Source organism: Aeribacillus sp. FSL M8-0254 (assembly GCF_038008845.1).
GTDB classification, from domain to species: domain Bacteria; phylum Bacillota; class Bacilli; order Bacillales; family Aeribacillaceae; genus Aeribacillus; species Aeribacillus composti.
This window is the reverse complement of the sequence record NZ_JBBOZY010000001.1, coordinates 3468624-3490614: the sequence shown is the minus strand read 5'-3', so window position 1 is coordinate 3490614 and position 21991 is coordinate 3468624. Positions and strand designations below refer to the sequence as shown.

Below are 21991 nucleotides of genomic sequence, written 5' to 3'. Positions count from 1 at the left end.
TTAGGATCTATTTTCAAGGGAAGAAGAACTTACTGACTAAAAGGGTTTACCTTTTGGTATAGTTTTTGGCTCTGTTCAAAATTTGTCGAATCATTGGTGATTGAAAGATAAGATAAAGTGTATTACAATAACATTATAAGAACATATGTTCTGGATATATATGGTGGCAAAGTTTTCATTAGAACGGCTGCTGGTTGAGATTTGTCAAGAAGTGCGTTTTGGAAGGCGATGCGCTTTCTTTTATCTGAAAAATCTGTAAATAACTTCAGCTTTTCTTTAGATAAATCTCTACTCCCCTCCAAATTCTCCTCGAAAGGATGATTCCCGTTATGAAGGAATACCTCGATTTAAAACTGGACTTTATGTTTAAACAATTGTTCGGCCATCCGAGCCGAAAGCAGCTTACAACCGCTTTTTTGAATGCGGTTTTGCATCGGACAGGTCATGATCGTATCATCGATGTGCAGTTTGAAAACACAGAGCTGGCAAAAGAGTTCGAAGAAGGGAAAATGAATCGGCTTGATGTGCTCGTGTGGACCGACCGAGGCGAGCGGATTAACGTGGAAATTCAAATCATTGACCAGCACGATATGCCGGAGCGGATTTTGTATTACTGGGCGAGGCTCTTTTCCCAGTCGCTCTTCAAAGGCCAAGGGTACAGCGAACTTCCTCCCACCATTATGATTGCAATTCTTAACTACCCGCTCTTTCCGCATGAAACCGATCGGTTTCACACCATCTTTCATATCCGCGAAGATGAAGAACAATTTCTTTGGAGCGCGCATCTTGAATTTCACGCCATTGATTTATCACAATTTATGGTAAAATGGAAGAAATATAGACGTGATGTGAAGCGATCTTCGGAGTGGCCCTGGTTAATGATGCTGTCAGCGGTGGATGCCCGGAAACAAGAGATTGATGAGACGATTCTCAAGGAACTGGAGGTGTTGGCGATGAACGAGCAAGAAATTCGCGAAGCATTGGAAGAGTGGGAGAAGCTAAGCGTCAGTTCGGAAAATCGCTACGCGTATGAAATGCGGCTGAAATGGCTGCGGGATCAATTGTCTAATCTTCTTGGCGAGCGGCGTGCGGGGATGGAGGAAGGGTTGGAAAAAGGGTTGAAACAAGGGCTAAAGCAAGGTCGGGAGGAAGAACGGAAGAATTTGATCCAGCATATGTCGGCGAAAGGAATGGCAGCGAAAGATATTGCCGATCTCACTGGGCTTGCGGAAGAGGAAGTGCGAAAGTGGTTGAAATAGATTGCCTGTCATTTGTCGAATCCGTTTGGCATTCATCCGAAGAAGTAGTGGAATGTTAGAAAACCTGCCGCCTAATAAGGCTTTGTTGCACCATCGAAAAATAAATGTAGCACTCGGAACTAGGAAATCGGAATATCTGCTCGAACGAATCGTTAAACAGGCGGTGGATGCCCGGAAACAAGAGGTCATGAATCGATTCTCAAGGAATTGGAGGTGTAGCCACCGGAAAATTAGAAAGGCTACAAAATATATATTACGAAATAAGAACAGTAAAAAATAGAAAAGGCAGAGTTGTTGCTAAACGAAAGAATCCCACTGATGAATTAATACGTGTTATGAAAAGGAATTAAAAATTGAGTGTGTGATGATGAAACAACTGAATAATGGCATTTTTTCCTGAAAGGTTGCTAGGGAAAAAATGTTGGAAATGTCAAGTTTATGGATAGGATGGCAGCTATGAGGAGTAAATTTATCAATTTTCGGTAGTATTATGCAATTACGACTTATCCACAGTTGGTAAAATTTTCCAGTTAAATTTATTTACAAAAAGGGTCAAAAAGAACCAATTTTGCTTATTTTTTTAAAAAATGTGGATAACTTATTTTTGTTTGTTGTGGATAACTTTTTTTCTTTGCCAAACATCACATCCTTTGGTACAATTAATTCGCTAGGTAAACCTAATTTGCATAGGTTTTCCCAGTTGTGCGATATCCTCGTCTGTTAGTGTTTGCCCACGGAAGGCTTCTAACAATCGCGAGGATATTTCTTTTATCGTTTTCTTCATGCTTCTCAATATTTTTGACCCATGCTCATGTAACACCATGATAATCTCTGTAATTTGGGTTAATAGGTAGTGATTTTTCATGGCATTGTAATCTTGGCTGCTTGCGTGTTCAATGTGGTAGCGCAGGTTTTTTTGTCTGTTAAACCCCTCATTCTCTATTCTCCAGCGGCTTCTGCCAGCGTTCATCAGTTTCTTTGCATTGTTTTTTGTGATTTTTATATCTGTGATAAAGGTAAATTTTTGTTTTCTTTTTTCATCTTCTAATTCGCATTCGAAAACATTCACCCCAAAGCCTCTGTAATCAATATCGTTCACCCAGGTGATTTCCCCTCGCTGTTCGCTTTCACGTATCTTTACCACATTGGCTTTCTTGCCTTCCTCCTCTTCCATATTTTTTAACGCTTGAAACTCATCGGTGATGCTTTTAATACGATCTTCCTTAAAACGGAATAAGTAGTTCCAATTATTCGCCTTGCATTGTTTAAATACATTTTCGCAGGCATAAAGACTATCGGCAATCAGACAGATAGGCAGTTTTTTAAAGGTGTCTTTCAGTCTAGCAGTCAGTCGATAAAAAGCATTCAACTCACAATCTTGCTTTTCCACGTCCTCTGATTCATTTTCAATAAACTCGGAGGCCACACTTAGTACCATATTTCCCACAATTAACTTGGCTTCCAAGACATGATGCATGTAGATGGTCTTTATTTTTTCTTCACCCGTTTCCTTGTCTATGTATTTGCGCTCCCGTTTCAGGCAGTGTTCACAATGTTTTTTGTCAAAAGTAAAAATACCGGTCCCATCTATGGCAATACCCCAGTATTTCCCATTGATACGATAGGATTCAAAACACCTCTTTTTGAATAATTTCTTGATCATATCGATTCGGATCCTTTCAAGTTCTGCCGGGTTCACTCGTGCCAAAAAATCATTGATTGTGTCATAATGGGGCAGTTCTTCCAAATCTTCATTCCCCAACAATTTCCCCAAATTTTTAATGCACTCTTCCTTATTAAATTCGTTTGTCATTTCGCGCATACTTTTTAAGTTGCATGCATTTTTCAAAATAACCATCATCAAAAGGACTTCCGTGTCATAGGTAATATAGCTTTGGTGCCTTGGATCATCAATAGTTTTGAGCAATTTGTTTAAATTTTTAAAAAAGTGATTTTGTGTTTTTAGCAACTCGAATAAATAATTTACCTCTTTTTCCTTTTCACGCTTTTCCTTCCTCGTTACCATAAAAAAATCCCCCCCAAATGCCAATATATTAGGTTTTTTACATACCCTTATTATCACATATTTGGCAAAGTTTAGGTGGAATTATCTCGAAGAATTTTTACTCCTCAGAGCTGATAGGATGGCTAAAAATCCATTTGCAACCAGTCGATCTAAAAAATAAACAGGTTGTTCGTACACAGCCAAAAACGAACAGGAGGAAAGTAAAATGTTGAAAAAACTTTTTTCATTTACTGTTGCGACTGGACTTATTTTCGGTTTGTTTTCATCATCACCAAGTATTGCAAGCGCAGGAGAAAAGAAAGGTACAGGAAAATGTTCCATTACGATTACGACAGACAATACTTACAACAACAAAGCACAAGCAACAGGACTTTGTAAAGGATACATTTATGGCTACTATGTAAGTGGTCAGTTCGTAGTAGATGGGTCTTACACTGGAGAAGTTGTGAATGGTCAAAAAATTACATTTTTCTTGCCGCCATTTGTTAGTGACTATGAAAATTACGAATTGACGGTCAAAACGGTTGTAAAAAAAAAGCCAGTGGAACCAGCACCAAAACCAGCACAACCAAAACCGGAAGTGGAAAAACCGTCAAAGCCAAGCCAAACACCAAAGCCAACACAACCAAAACCGGAAGTGGAAAAACCATCAAAGCCAGCACAAAAGCCAAATCAAGCAACAAGTCAAAATCAAACTCAAAAGTCAAATCAAACAACAAAGCAAAGTCAAACTCAAAAGTCAAATCAAACAACAAAGCAAAATCAAACACAAAAGCCAAATCGAGCAACAAATCAAAATCAAGCAACAAGTCAAAGTCAAGCGCCAAGGCAAAATCAAGCAAGTCCAGCACCAAAAAATGACAGTCATGAATCCAAAACTTCTTCTAACGTAGCAATGAACAAAGTAGAAGGAGATAAAAAGATCCCAGATGAAAAGGAAGTAACATCATGGACGACAGAAGATCTTAAAGCAAAAGGCGCAAAAGTCGTTGAAAAAGATGGAAAATTATTTGCATTAGTTGATGGGGTTTATGTGGAAATAACGGAAGATCAAGCAAAAGAACTAGGGTACAAAAAGGAAAATGAAACACAAAAAGCAGAAAATGATGAAGAAGAAAATGTAGTAGAGGACAAAAAAGATGATGAAAAACAAAACAGCGAAAAGAAGGAAGAAAAGAACAATGCAGGTAAAGTTCTTCCTATTGTAGCAGGTGCGACAACAATTGCAGGTGCAACAATTGCAGGTTTGTACTACTTCCACCCATCTACAAAGGAAATCATCAACAAGATTATACAATACATTTTGAATCTCTTCAAAAAGTAAAAAATAAATATTTTTAAATAAACAGAGGGAAGTGTTTTTTCAATCAGAAATGGTATTATCCCCTACAGGTAGACAGTAAAAAAAAGAGGCTATTTGATATGACACCTAGGAGGGGATTTTTTATGGCTAAAAAAGTCGAAAACACTATGATGGAAATGCTAATTTAACTATGTACAAACATGATTGTTTAAAGCTATATAGTTTCTCTCATTGCCTTAGGGCAACTTTACATGGAGAGGCGGGCATGATAGCCTTGTTAGGCGGAGCCAGCTATTGATATTGCTGGCTTCTTGGCTCGTAAGTCATGCCCGTAGAGGCTCCATGTCAAGTTATTACTATCCACCACTTAATAACATAATTATCCATAAAATCATTTTTGTACATCACTTTACAATCAAAATTGTGCATTCTTATTTTGACATTTACACTATGATAGTCGTGTAAAAGAATTGTATCCAGTAAAATATAATCAGTTTGGAGAACTCTAACCGAAAATCAAGGGAAAACAAGATAATCCTATGAAAAATAGATCAAAGCGTCATTACGGAATAATCCAGACTGACTGATTATTGCTGAAACAAGGGGTTCAGAGCTTATGATATGTTTAGATCAAGATGCTTTAAATCAAACTATTGAAACGATGGAAAAGGAAGCTGTTTTAAAAACGGATCATTTTAGCAAAATTCAGTTCTTGTTTACCTAATCATTTGTGCTGCTTTCATGCTCATATCACCGTAATCTTTCGCTGGCAGCAATAGCATCATTCACATTTCTTGTTGTGAATAGGTAAGTTTTCCGCGGCAAAATGTCATTACTACGTCAAGGCGGTCATTTAAAACAACTAAGTCAGCATCTTTTCCTTTTGCAATGCTTCCTTTGCGATCATAAACGTTTATTTGTTTAGCAGGGTTAACGGCTGCCATTTGAATAATGTCTTGAAGCGTACATCCGGTGTAAGCCATCATGTTTTTGGCTGCATCGTTCAGCTTCAAAATACTTCCTGCCAGCGTCCCATCCCGCAAAACTGCTCGATCTTCATTCACTCGGACTTCTTGGCCTCCAAGTTCATAGATTCCTTTACCGAGACATTTCGCTCTCATTGCATCCGTGATTAAAATAAGCCCGTCATTTCCTTTATTTTGATAAGCAAATTTCACCATTTCCGGACACACATGAATGCCATCTGCGATAATTTCGCACAACACCTCATCATGCATGAGCACTGCTAGAGCAGCTCCCGGCTTGCGATGGTGCAATCCGCTCATTCCATTAAATAAATGGGTTGCATGGGTAATGCCAGCTTGTATGCTTTTAGCAGCTTCAGCATAAGAAGCATCTGAATGCCCGATGGAGGCGACAACTCCTGTTTGTTTTAAATAATCGGTTAATTCTATTCCACCTTTTCTTTCAGGCGCCAATGTCACAAGCTTTATCGCTCCACCGGACATATGCTGCCATTTTTTAAATAACTGCAAGTTCGGTTCGAGAATATTTTCTGAGTGCTGCGCCCCTGCTCTTTTAGGGGAAATAAACGGACCTTCCAAGTGGACTCCTAACACTTCTGCATATCCGGGTTCATTCGCTGTTTCCATGTACTTTCTTACATTGATCAGAGCTTCTTCAATCCGCTGTTCAGAGCTTGTCATCGTTGTTGCTAAAAAACTCGTCGTTCCTTCCCGGGGGAGTGCCGCTGCCATTTTGCGAATTGCCTCATCGGTTCCATCCATCGTATCGGCGCCTGCTGCTCCATGAATATGCAAATCGATAAAACCAGGAATAACTGCATAATTGTTTTTGCTTTCAATTTTTTCAACCCGTTCGTCTGTAACAGCCAGCTTTTCTTGAGGACCAACGTCAAGAATTTTCCCATTTTCTATTAATACATATCCATTTTTGAAAACTCGTTCTTCAGCATATACCGTCATATTCGATAATAAAATCTTGCTCATAAAGATCTCCCTTTTCTAGTAACAATCTCTATTTAAATTGTATGTATGTGGAACAAAATGTTAAATGACTTTTATGGGATTTTTAAGCACATATATTGAGTCTGTCCGGAAAATTGAAATATGAAACTACTGCTTCCAGATAAAGAAGATTTCAATAATTCTTTTTAGCAGCTTTTCCTTTAAACCGCAGTCGTTTCAGTATTTTGAAGCAAACATATCGTTCATCTGCATGCCGGAATACACATTATATCACAATCGCTTATTCGTAATGTAAGCTTCCGTTCTGAAAGAAACGTTTTTTTCGCTAGTGTGCATAAAGCAGACCGGTCCAATCAGTAAGGATATGTCGTTAAGCGTCGCCTGCGAAGCTCCGAACAATCGAGAGGCTAGCGGCTGGATAAAGGGGCTGAATAATTTTTTTGATTTTCGCAAAACTTTTTATTTATTATTTGCGAATATATAGGTAGTGATAGAAGTTTTGAGCTTTGGGATTGGAAGTGAAGCTTCACGATGGATCAAGAGAAGAAATGGATAAAAGCAATACAGAAGCGGGCAAGTGAAAAAGCGGCAAATAAGCTGATCTCTTATTATTACAAAGAGATTTATGCGTTCGTATTTAAACAAACGTTTGATCAAGAATTAGCGAAAGATTTGACGCAGGAGATTTTCATCAGCATGCTGCGCGGCATTCACCATTATGAGGGGAAAGCGGCGTTCCGGACATGGCTGTATAAAATCGCAAAGGCGAGAATCATCGATTACTATCGCTCGAAAGAATATAAACAGCAGAAGAAAACGGTCAATTTGTTAACAGATCAGCGGGAAAGTGATGATGTGCTTTTTACAATCGAACAAAAGGACGAGGTAAAACGGGTTTTAAACCTGCTTGAACGATTTGATCATGAGAATCGACGAATTGTGCAAATGAAAATTTTTGCAGGACAAACATTTGCCGAGATTGCCGCAAAGCTCCAGATAAAAGAATCAACCGTAAAAACGAAATATTATTCTACATTGCGAAAAATCAATGAGCAGTTAAAGGAGGATGTCCATGGCCATTGATAACGAAAAAATTCCTTTTCCTAGCGATAAGGAGATCAAACAAGAAATTCAGAAGATTATTGCAAAAGGCATGAACAAAAAGCCTTCCTTTTGGCAATATATGTTCACTATGTATCGCGAAGTCGGTTTCCGCAACGTCTTTCGTGATCTGACGGAAATCGCTTTTACGATTGTTTTAACTATCGCTGTTTTCGCTATGTTTGTTCTTTCAACCGCAGAATATTTTTCATGGACAGCCTTGGATGTATATACATTCATCTTTTGTTTTTCACCTGTTGTTTATTTTGTCATCGTTTTTTTCTTTTTTATTTGCCAAAAGCAAAAGCCGGCGTTTGAGGTGGAAATGACTTGTAAATACAATGTGTATCAATTAGCAGCATTCCGTATGTTCATGTTCAGCATTTTCGCTATGCTCGCCAATGGAGTCATCATTTTCTGGCTGGCAACAGAGTTTTCCATTCATTTTCCTTTTGCCTTTTTATTATCTGTTGCATCTTTATTTCTTTTTGCTGCTGCTTTTTTGTATGTATTGCTTTATGTACCGACAAAAAGTGGGAAAATTGCTTTATTTATCAGCTGGATTGCCGCAAACTTGTTTCTTTCTTACATGAACAGCTATGTTTATCAAGCCTTTTTGTTAAACGTTCCGTATTTTATTTACATCATCATCGGGATGGCTGCGATGTATATATATGTTTATCAGCTTAAGCTGTTTTTCGTCAAAACCAATATAAAAGGAGTTTTGTAAAGATGCTAGTTGTCGACCATGTTTCCAAATATTACGGCAATTTTATTGCTCTTGAAAATGTTCATTTACAGTTTGACAACGGAATTTACGGACTATTAGCTCCAAATGGCGCTGGGAAGACAACATTGATGAAAATGCTTGTCACACTCATCTTTCCGACAAAAGGAGAAATTCGTTACAACGGAGAAAATATCATCCATCTCGGCAGCAAATACCGCGAGCTTCTCGGTTATTTGCCGCAGCAGTTCGGATATTACAAGCATTACACCCCTGCAAAATATTTGCTTTACCTTTCAGCATTAAAAGGGATTTCAAAGCATGAAGCAAAAGAAAAAATACCGGAGCTTTTAAAGCTCGTTGGACTTGAAGATGTCATGCATAAAAAAATGAGGAAGTTTTCCGGCGGGATGATTCAGCGGGTCGGCATCGCCCAGGCATTGCTGAACGATCCAAAGATTTTGATTCTTGATGAGCCCACTGCAGGTCTTGATCCGACCGAACGCGCCCGTTTCCGCAAGCTTTTAACCCAATTAGCAAACGATCGGATCATTATTTTATCAACGCATATTGTGTCTGATGTCGAATCGATTGCCAATGAAATCATTATGATTAAAGATAAAACGATTTTATATAAAAAGCCGATACGTGAATTATGCCAATTATTGTCCGGCCGCATTTATGAGACCGCAGCTGATTTTCAGGATGCAGAAATCTTTCGGAAGCGATTTGCAACAATTTCGGAAAAGCAAGAAAATGGCCAGATGATCTTTCGGTTTGTTAGCGACGAACAGCCAAATGAAAATTGGAAAAGTGTTGAGCCGACATTAGAGGACGTATTTCTTCATGTATATGGAGAAGGAGCGCTGGCATAATGATCAAATACGAATTAATAAAAGTTGTCAAGTCGCCGATTTTTATCATTTTACTATTATTTTTTGTGGCGTTGAATGGTTTGATTATTTTCGACGATAAAAATGAACGGGAAAATTTACCTGTTTTACAAAACATAGTTGAGCAATACGGGACGAAAATCGATGATGAAGCATTGGCAGGTATGAAAAAAGAAATCGATCATGAAATGGTATGGGTGAATGAGCTGAATCCAAAAAGCGAGAAGCAGTATCAGTTTCCATATGAGTTTATAAAAGGCCATGAAGCGTTTCTGTACCAACATCTTACGGATCGTGAATTAAACAGGCTATTCAATCTCAACTTGTTCACTCAATATTATGAAACCGCTAAAAGCGTCGATGATATTTACAGCGAGTTGGATGCGACAGAGTTTGCCCGGCAACAAATCAAGAAATACGGATTAAGCGGGGAGGCAGAAGAAACGGTGCTGAACCAAGCCAATCTTTTAGAAAAGCGGCTGCAGCAGCTAGTGAAAAACGGTGAACATCGCCATTTCTTTTATTTAGGATCAGTCTATGAAATGCACTCCTTGCTATTTAAAAAGCTTGGCCGGGCGATCGCTTTTGAAGGAATGATCCTCGTCGTTTTAATCACAGCATTGCTAACTAATTATGAATTTGAACACCGTACATTCTTTGTTGCATTTACGAGTAAACGCGGGAGAAATTTGCTATGGGACAAGCTTGCTGCAAGTGTAATCGCTAATGTGTGTGCTGTTATGTTGTTAATCGCAGCGACATTGATCATTTACTTTTCTGTCTATGATTATTCTAATCTTCTGTTTGTGCCGATTAGCAGCTATTTTAATAGCGAAACGCCTTTTCCTTACATATCGTGGTGGAATCTATCATTCTTGCAGTATGTTTGTTTATTTGTCGGCTGTTTACTATTAAGCCAGCTGCTGTACATGCTGCTCACCTTCAGCTTATCTATATGGCTGAAAAACAGCTATCTTGTTTTCTTTACATTTGCTCTGTTTGCTGGTGTTAGTTTATGGCTTCCAAGCGTTGTTTCACTGAATAGTAACTTTATCTTGATCATGCATGTGAATCCTTTTTATTTAATTATGAATCCGCATGTATGGTTTATGGGAAACAACATTTTTACGATGTTTCCATATTTTGAAGCTGTAACGATAGCAGCGTGGGCGGTCATATTTATTCTATTAGGATTCTTCAGCATGTACAAATTTAAACGGCAACCATTAAATTAGGGGGAAGAATATTGAGAGTTTTTTTATACGAATTAAGAAAATTGTTCAATTGGAAAGTGCTGCTGCTTATTTTGTTCATCAGTTTTCTGTTTTACAAGCTGTTTTTAAGCTTTTATTTTGAAAATTTCCCTAATGGACGGCCTGCAAAAGATGAGTTTATGATTACGAAAGAAATGATCAATAAATATGGGCATGAAATGGACGAAAAAGAGTTTCAACATTTTAAAAACTGGTATAAGCAAAAAAAAGACGAGGCCAATGCCTATTTAAAATCACAACAAGATGCGGAAAAACTAGGCATTACAACATATGAACAGTTTCGACAATTGGATTTAACAAATAAACAGTATGCAGATTTTCATGAAAAAGTCGTGTTTGTTGATCAAGCAGATGTTTTTTGGGAGCTGCAAGCATTCGAAAATATCATTGAACAATATGAATCGAAAGGGAGGGATATTGAATCTTATACCGATGAAGATCAGCAAGAACGTGTAAAACAAATCATGGCAAACAATGATGTCAATTCTGTTTTTCCATATCTTGTCTATGAAAATTACAATGAGCTCACCCGCTTTTGGACGGTTTTGATTATTATAAGCGTTGTCATGGTAACATGCCGCGTTCATATTACAGACAGACTAAACAATGCGATCAGTCTGCAATACACGACGAAAACCGGTCGGAATTTGTTTTCTTTAAAACTTCTTGCTGCTTTAGCAGCCACAGCATTGATCACAACTGCGCAGATCGTCATTTTTTGGTTTTTCTATCTTGGGAATGGTACGCAAGCTTTTTTTCCGCTTTCCATCAATTCGTTCTATAATTTTTACTATTTTTGGTTTGACTTTACATTTGAAGGCTATATCATCACAACGGTGATTGCTACTTATATTGTTGCCATTGTTGCGGCGCTCTTTTCAGTATTTTTCTCACGGATCGCACAAAACTACATCACATTGATCGGCTCGCTTGTCCCGATCGTTGTGCTGCTAAGCTATTGTACTTTAAAATACCTTGTTGGTGAACTGTTTGCGATTCTTCATCCGCTTATGCTTACAATCGGCACCTTTCTTGTATTGATCGCGATCAGTACGATATTCATCATTTACAGAATGAAGCAGGAAAAGCTTGTTGATCTTATATAAGCCAAGCAATAGCGGACAAAGCACGATCTTGCTGATAGCGGGCTGGAGATCGATGAAGCAGGAATTCACGGGGTTGCTTCCTTCTTCTGATTTTCCTTCCTCCAGCCTTGATAAAATAACAGACAGTCTGATACGATTTACATTCATTTTTTAGAGCTTCGGCAAGCAATCAGAAACATCATGCTGCTATACCTTCTGATTTTTATCTGCCTATTTTTTGGCTGATTTCTATAAATCCCTACCATTTTGAAATTTGATTGATCGAGAGGGGCTCGAAACTCTAAGACAATCAATCTTATTAGAACAATTTTAGTATCGGCTATTCAATTTATGGGATTCGAAAACTTTAAGACGATGAATCTTAGACTTTGCCAGCATTTTTTTCTACCTACGCTATATGGTTTAAGGTGGACATTTCAGGAGGCTGGCAAGGTCTTTTTTATTGAAGTGCATTACTTTTGGACACCTGTATCAAGCGAGACGATGAAGGTTTCCGTCATTTCTGTTTTTTTCTTCATCTAAATGTTTTTCCTCTTTTATATTCATTATGTTATATGATGAAGTGAGGCTTTAACGGCATTACTTGAGCGTTTGTAGTAAAACTAGAAAAAAGTTCCTGTCTCTGCTGTTTGGAATTGTAGCGGGCTGGAAACGTTCAAAAATCTAGTAAAAAACTTCATTATTTAAATCCCTATTAATAAGTTTGAAATTTTAGATTGACATTTCTTATAGTTAGTTTTATATTAGAAACAGAACGTATGTTCTTTTGATAGAGATATTAAAATCTGTCCCTAGTTATTACGATTTTTAATCTTTCCCCTTCCTATGTTTTCTCTCATTTTTATTCTCCCTCGAAAGGACGATCTTCACTATGAAAGAATACCTCGATTTGAAGATGGATTTCATGTTTAAGCAGCTGTTCGGCAACCCGAACCGCAAGTCGCTTACCATTGCTTTTTTGAATGCGATTTTACATCGGAGCGAAGCAGATCGCATTGTCGATGTTCAGTTTGAAAGCACGGAACTGACGAAAGAGACAGAAGAAGGAAAAATGAACCGGCTTGATGTACTGGTGCTGACGGATCGAGGCGAGCGCATCAATGTGGAAATTCAAATCGTTAATCAGCATGATTTACCGGAACGAATTTTGTATTACTGGGCGAGGGTTTTCTCCCGGTCATTAGCAAAAGGACAGCCGTACAGCATGCTTCCCCCTACCTTTATGATTACCATCCTTAATTACCGGCTTTTTCCCCATGAAACGGAGCGATTTCATACGGTTTTCCATATACGAGAAGATGAAGAACATTTTCTTTGGGGTCCGCACCTTGAATTTCACGTCATTGATTTACAGCAGTTTATGGTAAAATGGAAGAAATATAACAGAGAAATAAAGCGATTGCCAGAGTATCCGTGGCTGATGATGCTGTCAGCAGTAGACGCCAAAAAGGGGAAAATCGATGAGTTTATGCTCAGTGAACTGGAGGTGTTTGCGATGAATGAGCAGGAAATTCGTGAAGCGTTGGAAGAATGGGAAAGCTTAAGCGTCAACCCGGCAAACCGTTATGAATATGAAATGCGTTTGAAATGGCTGCGGGACCAATTGTCAAACCTTCAAGGCGAACGGCGGGCAGGATGGGAGGAAGGGTTGAAGCAGGGAGTTCGACAGGTAGCCATAGAAATGCTTCGTTCCGGATTAGAACAGGAAGTTATTATGTCGGTTACAAAATTAACTGAAGAAGAGCTCGATGAGCTGAAGAAGAAACTATTGGATGAATGACTTTTTTGACCATGAGTAGAATAGTTCATTTTACGTGAAAAGAGGTATGAACTAAAATTTTTTTCATGTCTCCAGTGGATGGCGAAAAGTGAAAAATCGAAACTGGAGGTGTTTGCGATGAATGAGCAGGAAATTCGTGAAGCGTTGGAAGAATGGGAAAGCTTAAGCGTCAACCCGGCAAACCGTTATGAATATGAAATGCGTTTGAAATGGCTGCGGGACCAATTGTCAAACCTTCAAGGCGAACGGCGGGCAGGATGGGAGGAAGGGTTGAAAAAAGGGTTGAAGCAGGGCCGGGAAGAAGGAGTTCGACAGGTAGCCATAGAAATGCTTCGTTCCGGATTAGAACAGGAAGTTATTATGTCGGTTACAAAAATAACTGAAGAAGAGCTCGATGAGCTGAAAAAGAAACTATTGGATGAATGACTTTTTTGACCATGAGTAGAATAGTTCATTTTATGTGAAAAGAGGTATGAACTAAATTTTTTTCATGTCTCCAGTGGATGGCGAAAAGTGAAAAATCGAAACTGGAGGTGTTTGCGATGAATGAGCAGGAAATTCGTGAAGCGTTGGAAGAATGGGAAAGCTTAAGCGTCAACCCGGTAAACCGTTATGAATATGAAATGCGTTTGAAATGGCTGCGGGACCAATTGTCAAACCTTCAAGGCGAACGGCGGGCAGGATGGGAGGAAGGGTTGAAAAAAGGGTTGAAGCAGGGCCGGGAAGAAGGAGTTCGACAGGTAGCCATAGAAATGCTTCGTTCAGGGCTAGAAGAGGAAGTTATTATGTCAGTTACAAAAATAACTGAAGAAGAGCTAGATGAACTGAAAAAGAAACTATCGCCTCACTCCTTTTAAGCGGGAAGGAACGAGACTCCCATTACATGATCAATTATTGCCTGCTGTTCAAGTCAATTCTGTTAAAAAGGAAGTCACCTGAATTTCGTGAAAGATAGAAGAGCTATACTTGTTATTCCAGTAAAAATGGGAGTGCTGCAAAGCGTGCTGCCGACATAGAAGACGCCTGCCAGCGCGCACGTACTTGAAAACTTTCCTCCCTTGACGGGGATTCACGGAATCAGACGTATGCAATCGATGAGCTGACAGGCGAAATGATTTATTGGCTCTGGTGCCAGTAAATGGTTGATAACAATTTATTCATTATTCGTGTGATACTCCCATTTAGCTTTCTACCCGATCTACTGTTTCGCAATGGGAATTCTTTTAATGACGAAATAATCCAAAACTCACACTATCAATAGTGACGCGCCTACTAATGGGAAGAAAAGACCTAGAACAATGACAATGACGGCTACTCCCTTTAACATCTTAAAGTTTTCTGGCAAAGCCGGAGCACCCAATTTGCCTTTCGGTTTTCGCTTCCACCACATTATAACGCTACTTACAACTATCATTATAATGCCAATAGTTAATGCAAGCATGAACAGCTGGCTAATGAATCCAAATTCTCCTTGATGAAATGCAATGCCTAGTGAAATTAATTTTCCCAATGCACCATAGTCGTTCCATCCGAATTTAGCTAAAACTTTTCCGCTGTATTGATCTATATGCAGCGTTTGTTGCGCCCAAGGCAGTGGGCGGTTAGGATAGACGTCAGCAGGATCTAGAAAGATCGTATATACACCGGTTTCTCCATCAGGAAATGCAATTCTATATCCCGGTTGGACGTTGTTTTTTTCTGCAATTTGCATAACTTTATCAACAGAAATTGTTTTCATTCCTTTGGGACTTGATTCGGGAACAGGTAAGTTTTCAGCTGCCCAAGGAACATCTGCTATTTCTTTTGTTGGCATTGTTGATTTAGGAAATGCATATTTTTCCTATGGTTGATCTCCTTCCGGGTTTCCGGAAATGGGATCGACGATACGATGTGCCATGCTTCCCCAAACACCGGACCATATGAGTCCAGAAAACAATTGTACTTACGATAAAAAGAGAAAGCCAGATTGCTGTAACGGCATGCATATCGCGCCAAAACGTGCGGTTTCTTTTACTCAGGTTTATTCGCGGAATCAATGTCCCAAAAAGAGATTTTCTATTTCGTGGCCACCATAAGTAAACACTAGTAATAATTAGGATAATGAACCAGCAAGCGGAGAGCTCTACTAACCAGTTTCCAATGGTGCCGCCCCATAATTCACCGTTATGCAAATCTTTCACCCATGCCATGAAGCGTGCATTCTCATTTAACTTTCCAATAATGTCGCCGTTGTATGGATTGACAAACACAGATATACTTTCTCCGTTCACCATTATTTCAACCTCAGATGATCTGTCCGGCGCAAAGGAAGGTGTAAAACCTGTAATTTTTGCATGTGGATAATTCTTTTTCACTTCATGAATCTGTTCTGTAGATGAAATTTTTTGCTGACCTTGTTGGACGTAATAAAGATCATGGTACATGTAATTTTCAATTTGCGGTTTAAACAGGTAAATTCCTCCGGTAATAGACAAAAAAATAATCAGCGGTGCGAAAAAAATCCCTGCGTAAAAATGCCATCTCCAGACTGTTTTATATAAAGAAGCTTTCGGTTGTTTATCAGCGAATGCTTTTGAATCCTTTGCTACTGCATCTATTCTTTCAAATTCCATTTTTTTCACCCTTTTTTTAAGCAATGACAAAACTTTTATAGATCATGTCGATATAACCTCAACAATTGCAATGCGGTTTTTTCCTTATGAATTGTATTTTTCATATGGTCAATAATAGAGCCTTCCTTTATAAACAGAATTTGATCGCCTGCTTCTGCGGCAACATCCATCATATGAGTGGAAAAAATGATGATCGTGCCTTTCATCTTTTGTTCTTTTATCAAATTGACAAACTGATCAATCCAAAATGGGTCTAAACCATTTGTTGGTTCATCTAACAAGAGCAGTTTTGGATTTCCTAACAATGCTTGTCCTAATAATAGTCTTTGCCTCATTCCTTTTGATACATTTTTCACTAGTTCTCTTTTAAATTCTTCCAAACCTATTTTTTTTAAAATGTCTTTTACAGATGATTGATCTTTTTTCCGCAGTTTGGCATAAAATGATAAAAATTCTTGAAGGGTCATGAATTGCTGAGCATGAAAATCATCGGGCATGTAGCCTATCTGCTCGATATAGTTTTTTCTGTTTTTAATTAGACTGATATTGTTTAAAACAATGTCCCCGGAGGACGGTTTTGAAATACCCGCCAAAATGCGAAGAAGCGTGCTTTTTCCGGCTCCGTTTCCGCCGCATAATACGATGCATTCCCCTTTTTTTGCTTCCAGTGACATGGAAGAAAGCACAACTTTTGTTTTATATTTTTTTGAAACGTCGGAGACTTGTAATGTTGTCATTGTCTTTTCTTCCTTTCAAGCTTCCAGACGGAAAATGCAAGCATGACGCTTGAAAAGATGAACATATAACCGACGAGCAGCACCCATAACGCTTTTGTTTGCATAAAAGAAATGAGCTCGTCGTATGATTGTCCAAAAACAGCTCCGCCGTCAAGCTGAACAACAAATACTATACGGAGCAATTCCGCCGGATTACAGAATAAAGATACCTTTAAAAGCGGAGCTATCATCGGATAAGGGACAAAGCTCAAAACGGAAATGACTGCAGTCGGCCATATCATGATAAGAAAGAACCACACGCCGACCGAAAGTATGAGAGCTTGCCATCTCGTTTCTGAAAACGAGCCAATGGTCAAGCCGATGACGAGAAAAAAACATACTAGCGAGATAGAAAAAATATATAAAATGAGCACCCATTTCAAAGATAATGAACTTCCCAATAAAGTGCCGACCAAAAGGCTCAAACTGAAGCTTAAGCTGAAGATGGCAGATTGTGCGGTCAATTGCCCGCAAAGCTTCCCAACCCAATAGGCAATAGTCGGCAACGGATACGTGCATAAAAGACTCCACTGGCCATTTTCCATTTCATTCGCGATGGAAAACGATCCAGCCACCAGCATAAACAGAGGTACGATGTACAGCACAATGTTGGCGATTGTGCCTGTCATGTTTGTATAGCCTGTGAGAGCAGGGTTATTCCGCTCTAACAAAAATAGTAATGATAAAACGAAAATCCATAGAAACACAAACGTGTAAGAAGAACGCTGCCTGATTGTCAAACGCCATTCGGCTTTCCATATGTTCCGCATAACTCCTCCCGCTGTAAAAAAAGGGCACTTATAAATTTGCCCTTCATTCATGTGAATGATCATTGCCCTCATCCATGTGGCTGTGGTCGCCATTCATATCCGTATGACCATCCTGCATATTCTTTTCCATCATTTCTTTATTCATTTTCCATTTATGATCTTGCAATTGATCGAAGTTTAATATTTTTCCGCTATTTTTTGAAATGAAGGCTTCAGCATCTTTTTTATCTTGGAAAGAAATGACGTTGTAGGCCATTGGCGTCCGTATCGATTGATCATACACGTAGGTTGCTTTATCAGATTCAACCCATTCTTTCGAATGATAATCTCTGACGAATTCCGCTTCGATGTTTTCATTTTTATTTTCGCTTTTCCATTTATACATACATCCGATATCATCAAAAACTAATGTTTTGCCATTTTTTAAAATAAGCTGTGTTGCAAACTGATTATCCATTACAGCCATGTTACATTGAGCGCATTTATCGTTTTTTTCATCAATGGCTCTTGGCGACACTTCCTTTTTTCCGCACGCAGCAGTGATAATCAGTAGAGCGCATAACATGAAAATGAAATACATTTTACGCATCCTCTTTTTTCCTCCCTATCCTCCATAAAGTAATGCTTCCTAAAAACAAGAGAAGACTGAAAACAATGATCACTCCAGAAGATGACTTTGATTCATCTTGTATTTGAGCTGTCATAAGCGGCGAGTCATCCGTCATCGCTTCATTGTCTGGACTTTTCCATAATTTTTGCAATACAACCATGCCTGGTGAATGGAAAAACAGCTGGTATTCTGGAATATCCTGCGTCAAACTTAAAAAGAACGGATTCGTTTTATAAGGTATGTCGCTATAACCGGATCCATCGGCATCAAGCTTTAGAGAGGCGTCCCAATAATTCCTTTTCACTTCATTGTCCGAACTGCTCAAAGCTTGAGCTTCATTTACATTGCTAATAAACGTATTGTTTGAAACGATGTTTCCGTTCGCCTCTTTGAATTGAATGCCAATCAAATTCCCACGCATTTCATTGGATAAAATAAGGTTATTGGAGGCGCTTTCGGCAAAAATACCAACTCGATTATAAGAAATATTATTGCGAACCACCTTTGTCTCTGTCGCATCAAATAAAAGAATCCCCTGAGCATGAACATTGCGGTTGTTAAAAATGAATTCATTATTTTCGATTTTTCCACCCTTTGTTTCCATGACCATCGCTCCTGCCACGTTATTTTTGGAAATGTTTTTTTGAATTGTTATGTGGTCAGAATACATAATGTGTATGCCGTAATTTGATTGCTGGATGAGGTTTTGGACGGCCGTTGTATAATCGCTTTGCTCCATATAAATCCCATCTCTCACTTTTTCGATTCTGACTTTTTCGATGACATTTTGTTCTGACTTCCATAAATCAATCCCGTTATGTTGTTTTTCACCTTTTATCGAGCTTTGTGTGATGACGGTGTGATAGGCGTGTTCAAGCTTTAACCCGATCCCCTTTGTACGAATATGAACGTGTTCAATTCGGTGATGATTTCCTGATACTTGTATAGCGGCAGCGTTTTTCTCTTGGCTGCATTGAATGACCGTTACGTTTTTTACTGAAACGCGTTGACCTTTGATGGAGATGACGGGTTCTTTACGGCAGGATTGAATGGTTACTTGTCCATTTCCTTGTAACGTAACAGGTTTTGAGAGCACAATCGATTCATGATAAACGCCTCTCGGTATTCTCACGATTGAGTGCTCTGGAGCTTGATTAATCAGATATTGCAATGTGCTTTCGGCATGGATGCTGGATGGATGTGTCCAAAAAAGCATCAAAAAAACGATTAAATACCATAATTTTTTCATGACGGAATCCTTTTTTCAGTGTCATTGTTCTAATTGAAGGTTAGCGTATAATTGTGTGAAAACTATGAAGCCTATTTGGATATTTTTTTACATTTGTTTCCTTTCTTACATTCATTTACTGGCCTTTGCTTTTAAAATTGGCAATTTGTCAAATCCAATCGCAGGAGGTCTAAACATGATGGACAGTCATGTGAAACATTTGCTTGCCTTTCTATTGCTCGGAGCTTACTAGGACAAATTTATGAAAAACTTCAAACAAATTTCATAATTTCTGGTTATAATTAATAAATTAGAAAATTCATTTAATAAGTTGAGAGAAGGTGTCAAGTGGCTGATGTCTTTAAAGGTGTTAATCGTTGATGATGAAGAAAAGATGCGAAAGCTGATTAGAACGTATTTGACAAGAGAAGGATATATATGTCTGGAAGCAAAAGACGGGTTTGAGGCACTTGAAAGATTAAAAAAGGAAAACCCGGATATGCTGATCGTTGATGTCATGATGCCTTACATTGATGGTTTTACTTTAGTCGAGGAAATGCGCCAATATCTTCAAATTGATTCTCCAGTCATTTTTTTAACGGCAAAAGGGAATGAGGAAGATAAGGTGAAAGGTTTAAAAATTGGGGGAGATGACTATATAGTAAAACCTTTTCATCCTTCAGAGCTTTTGGCGCGTATGGAAGTGATTTTTCGCAGAACACATCGAATTGCAAGCGATGTAAAAATAGCAGCTATTGGACCGTTGCAATTTGATCTTCAAGGCCGGATTGGCACTGTTGAAGGCCGCAGGCTTGCGCTCACACAAAAAGAATTTGATCTATTATTCCTTTTAGCCAAAAATAAAGGAAAAGTATTTACGCGTGGTCAATTGCTTGACCAAATATGGGATTCCGATTATGCAGGAAGTGAACGAACCGTTGATACTCATATTAAAACGATTCGTCTAAAATTAAAGGAGCACAGCCATCTAATTCAAACCGTTTGGGGAATCGGATACAAGTTTGAGGTGCCGTCTTGAAAAAAATAAAACATTTTTCAGTTAGTCAGAAAGTATTGCTGCTCTTTTTTGTCAGCATCATTTTTTCCATCTTGTTTTCTTTTCTGTTCATTCACTTCCTATATAAAGAGCTTTACATTCGCAGTGTGAAAGAGCGGCTTATTTTTGAGGGAAAGCAGACAGCTGCTCACTTTCATTACGGCTCGCTAAGTCAAGATATTAAAGAAAAAATTGAATGGTATAATCTCATTTCACCTTATGAAGTAATAGCTGTTGATCAATTAGATGAGCTTCATCAACATTTTCCGTATCAAATTGATTACAAACATCTGATCAGTCAAGAAGATGAGAAAAAGCTCTCATCCGGGCAATACGTAGTTAAAGAGGGCTATGTTCATGAATTGGATCGAAAGATTGTCGGAGCAATATTCCCGCTAACCCACGAACAGAACTTAATAGGTTTTATATATATTTATATTCCTTTAGCCGAAATACCAGAGGTTTTTAGTAAAGGCATTCCGATTTTAATCTTGTTCGGTTTAATCTTTTTCGTATTGATCTATTTTGTTATCACGTACTCAATTCATTCGATCTTTCGTTCGCTGCGAACTATTCAAACGATTGCAAAAGAGATCAGCCGCGGAAATTTTTCTAAAAGAGTTCCTATCCAAACGTCAGATGATATAGGAGAATTGGCGAGCGCCTTCAACAAAATGACGGAATCTCTTGAAAAACAAGACGAGCGCAAGAAAGAATTTTTATCCAACGTGGCTCATGAATTAAGAACCCCTCTCACATATATTGGAGGATACACGCAAATCTTGCTGGATGAAGCTTATTCATCAAAAGAAGAGGCGAAAAATCATCTTCTGCTCATCAATAAAGAAACAACGCGAATGCAGAAGCTCATAAACGACTTATTACAATTAAATGAGCTGGAAAACAAAGATATGGCTCTTGAAGCAGAGCCGATCGCCTTTTCCCAATTGATTCTTGATTCATTAGAACTGTTTGCGCCTGCGCTGAAGAAAAGGAATATATCCATCAAAACAGATTTAGATGATGAAATCATCATTATGGGAGATATGAACCGGCTACATCAAGTTTTTTGTAATGTGATTGACAATGCCATTAAGTATTCCTTCGAAAACGGGATGATCAACATTGCGTTGTATCAGAAAGAGAAGCGGGCTGTTGTGATCGTTCGGGATAATGGAATAGGCATACCGAAAAAAGAGTTGGATCGTATAGGGGAACGTTTTTACCGGACAGATAAATCGCGTTCAAGAGAAACAGGGGGAACAGGCCTCGGGCTTTCCATCGTCAAACAAATTGTTGCTTTACATAACGGGACGATGAAAATTGAAAGTGAAGAAGGGCAAGGAACATCGGTTATTTTGTCATTTCCGATAGTAGAGTAGATGTTTAAAAAGGCTATACGAAATGTGGCCTTCAGGCAGTACGATAAAAGTTTCCTCTGGTCTGCAAATGCTTTTGATCAATCTTTTTTTGAGGTTTCGCATTTTTTAACCTACTGACGAATATTTCAAGAAATTTTT

General features: G+C 38.6%; 20 protein-coding genes. 12 read left to right on the top strand and 8 right to left on the bottom strand.

The genetic code is table 11. The annotated features are described in order from the left end of the window. Positions 1-329 precede the first annotated feature (329 nt). Positions 330-1259, top strand: coding sequence for an Rpn family recombination-promoting nuclease/putative transposase (locus NSQ44_RS16865; RefSeq protein ID WP_340857752.1), 930 nt, complete (start codon positions 330-332; stop codon positions 1257-1259). 667 nt (positions 1260-1926) lie between these two features. Here NSQ44_RS16865 and NSQ44_RS16860 read toward each other — a convergent pair. After that, positions 1927-3285 carry a transposase family protein gene (locus NSQ44_RS16860; protein WP_094245205.1) on the bottom strand — a complete coding sequence of 453 codons (1359 nt, stop codon included), beginning with the start codon at positions 3283-3285 and terminating at the stop codon, positions 1927-1929. A 205-nt stretch (positions 3286-3490) separates the two neighbouring features. Here NSQ44_RS16860 and NSQ44_RS16855 point away from each other — a divergent pair, with 205 nt between their 5' ends. Then, positions 3491-4609 carry a hypothetical protein gene (locus NSQ44_RS16855; protein WP_340857751.1) on the top strand — a complete coding sequence of 373 codons (1119 nt, stop codon included), beginning with the start codon at positions 3491-3493 and terminating at the stop codon, positions 4607-4609. A gap of 764 nt (positions 4610-5373) precedes the next feature. Here NSQ44_RS16855 and nagA read toward each other — a convergent pair. Next, positions 5374-6558 carry an N-acetylglucosamine-6-phosphate deacetylase gene (gene nagA, locus NSQ44_RS16850; protein ID WP_340857750.1) on the bottom strand — a complete coding sequence of 395 codons (1185 nt, stop codon included), beginning with the start codon at positions 6556-6558 and terminating at the stop codon, positions 5374-5376. Between the two features lie 510 nt (positions 6559-7068). On the opposite strand from nagA, the gene NSQ44_RS16845 reads away from it, so the two are divergent. The 8 genes from NSQ44_RS16845 to NSQ44_RS16810 all read left to right on the top strand — a co-directional run bounded on the left by NSQ44_RS16845 (position 7069) and on the right by NSQ44_RS16810 (position 14275). Continuing rightward, positions 7069-7620, top strand: coding sequence for an RNA polymerase sigma factor (locus tag NSQ44_RS16845; protein WP_340857749.1), 552 nt, complete (start codon positions 7069-7071; stop codon positions 7618-7620). Beyond that, positions 7610-8368 carry a hypothetical protein gene (locus tag NSQ44_RS16840; RefSeq protein WP_340857748.1) on the top strand — a complete coding sequence of 253 codons (759 nt, stop codon included), beginning with the start codon at positions 7610-7612 and terminating at the stop codon, positions 8366-8368. Before NSQ44_RS16845 ends, NSQ44_RS16840 begins: the two co-directional genes overlap by 11 nt. Positions 8369-8370: 2 nt before the next feature. Next, entirely contained in the window at positions 8371-9240 is an 870-nt protein-coding gene (locus tag NSQ44_RS16835; RefSeq protein ID WP_340857747.1) for an ABC transporter ATP-binding protein, read from the top strand. Continuing rightward, positions 9240-10493 (top strand): hypothetical protein, encoded by a 1254-nt coding sequence (locus NSQ44_RS16830; protein WP_340857746.1) that lies wholly within the window; start codon positions 9240-9242, stop codon positions 10491-10493. Before NSQ44_RS16835 ends, NSQ44_RS16830 begins: the two co-directional genes overlap by 1 nt. Before the next feature lie 11 nt (positions 10494-10504). Then, positions 10505-11638: a hypothetical protein gene (locus tag NSQ44_RS16825; RefSeq protein WP_340857745.1), complete on the top strand. Its 1134-nt coding sequence runs from the start codon at positions 10505-10507 to the stop codon at positions 11636-11638. A gap of 871 nt (positions 11639-12509) precedes the next feature. Then, positions 12510-13418: an Rpn family recombination-promoting nuclease/putative transposase gene (locus tag NSQ44_RS16820; protein ID WP_340857744.1), complete on the top strand. Its 909-nt coding sequence runs from the start codon at positions 12510-12512 to the stop codon at positions 13416-13418. 117 nt (positions 13419-13535) lie between these two features. Further along, positions 13536-13844: a hypothetical protein gene (locus NSQ44_RS16815; RefSeq protein ID WP_340857743.1), complete on the top strand. Its 309-nt coding sequence runs from the start codon at positions 13536-13538 to the stop codon at positions 13842-13844. Positions 13845-13960: 116 nt separating this feature from the next. Then, entirely contained in the window at positions 13961-14275 is a 315-nt protein-coding gene (locus tag NSQ44_RS16810; protein WP_340857742.1) for a hypothetical protein, read from the top strand. Between the two features lie 389 nt (positions 14276-14664). On the opposite strand, the gene NSQ44_RS16805 is transcribed toward NSQ44_RS16810, so the two are convergent. From NSQ44_RS16805 to NSQ44_RS16780, 6 genes are read right to left on the bottom strand one after another with little or no spacing between them, the layout of a single operon-like run. After that, positions 14665-15231 carry a PepSY-associated TM helix domain-containing protein gene (locus NSQ44_RS16805; RefSeq protein ID WP_340857741.1) on the bottom strand — a complete coding sequence of 189 codons (567 nt, stop codon included), beginning with the start codon at positions 15229-15231 and terminating at the stop codon, positions 14665-14667. A gap of 7 nt (positions 15232-15238) precedes the next feature. Next, entirely contained in the window at positions 15239-16030 is a 792-nt protein-coding gene (locus tag NSQ44_RS16800) for a PepSY-associated TM helix domain-containing protein (protein ID WP_340857740.1), read from the bottom strand. A gap of 35 nt (positions 16031-16065) precedes the next feature. After that, positions 16066-16767 carry an ABC transporter ATP-binding protein gene (locus NSQ44_RS16795; RefSeq protein WP_339197808.1) on the bottom strand — a complete coding sequence of 234 codons (702 nt, stop codon included), beginning with the start codon at positions 16765-16767 and terminating at the stop codon, positions 16066-16068. Further along, positions 16764-17576, bottom strand: coding sequence for an ABC transporter permease (locus NSQ44_RS16790; RefSeq protein ID WP_340857739.1), 813 nt, complete (start codon positions 17574-17576; stop codon positions 16764-16766). Before NSQ44_RS16790 ends, NSQ44_RS16795 begins: the two co-directional genes overlap by 4 nt. A 43-nt stretch (positions 17577-17619) precedes the next feature. Beyond that, positions 17620-18165 carry a nitrous oxide reductase accessory protein NosL gene (locus tag NSQ44_RS16785; RefSeq protein WP_327848122.1) on the bottom strand — a complete coding sequence of 182 codons (546 nt, stop codon included), beginning with the start codon at positions 18163-18165 and terminating at the stop codon, positions 17620-17622. Further along, the gene (locus NSQ44_RS16780) at positions 18158-19435 is read right to left on the bottom strand and encodes a right-handed parallel beta-helix repeat-containing protein (RefSeq protein ID WP_340857738.1); all 1278 of its coding nucleotides are present in this window, start codon (positions 19433-19435) and stop codon (positions 18158-18160) included. Before NSQ44_RS16780 ends, NSQ44_RS16785 begins: the two co-directional genes overlap by 8 nt. A 334-nt stretch (positions 19436-19769) precedes the next feature. On the opposite strand from NSQ44_RS16780, the gene NSQ44_RS16775 reads away from it, so the two are divergent. Both NSQ44_RS16775 and NSQ44_RS16770 read left to right on the top strand, forming a co-directional pair. Further along, on the top strand, positions 19770-20453 hold the full coding sequence (locus NSQ44_RS16775; RefSeq protein WP_340857737.1) for a response regulator transcription factor: 684 nt from the start codon (positions 19770-19772) through the stop codon (positions 20451-20453). Then, positions 20450-21853 (top strand): sensor histidine kinase, encoded by a 1404-nt coding sequence (locus tag NSQ44_RS16770; protein ID WP_340857736.1) that lies wholly within the window; start codon positions 20450-20452, stop codon positions 21851-21853. Before NSQ44_RS16775 ends, NSQ44_RS16770 begins: the two co-directional genes overlap by 4 nt. Positions 21854-21991 lie beyond the last annotated feature (138 nt).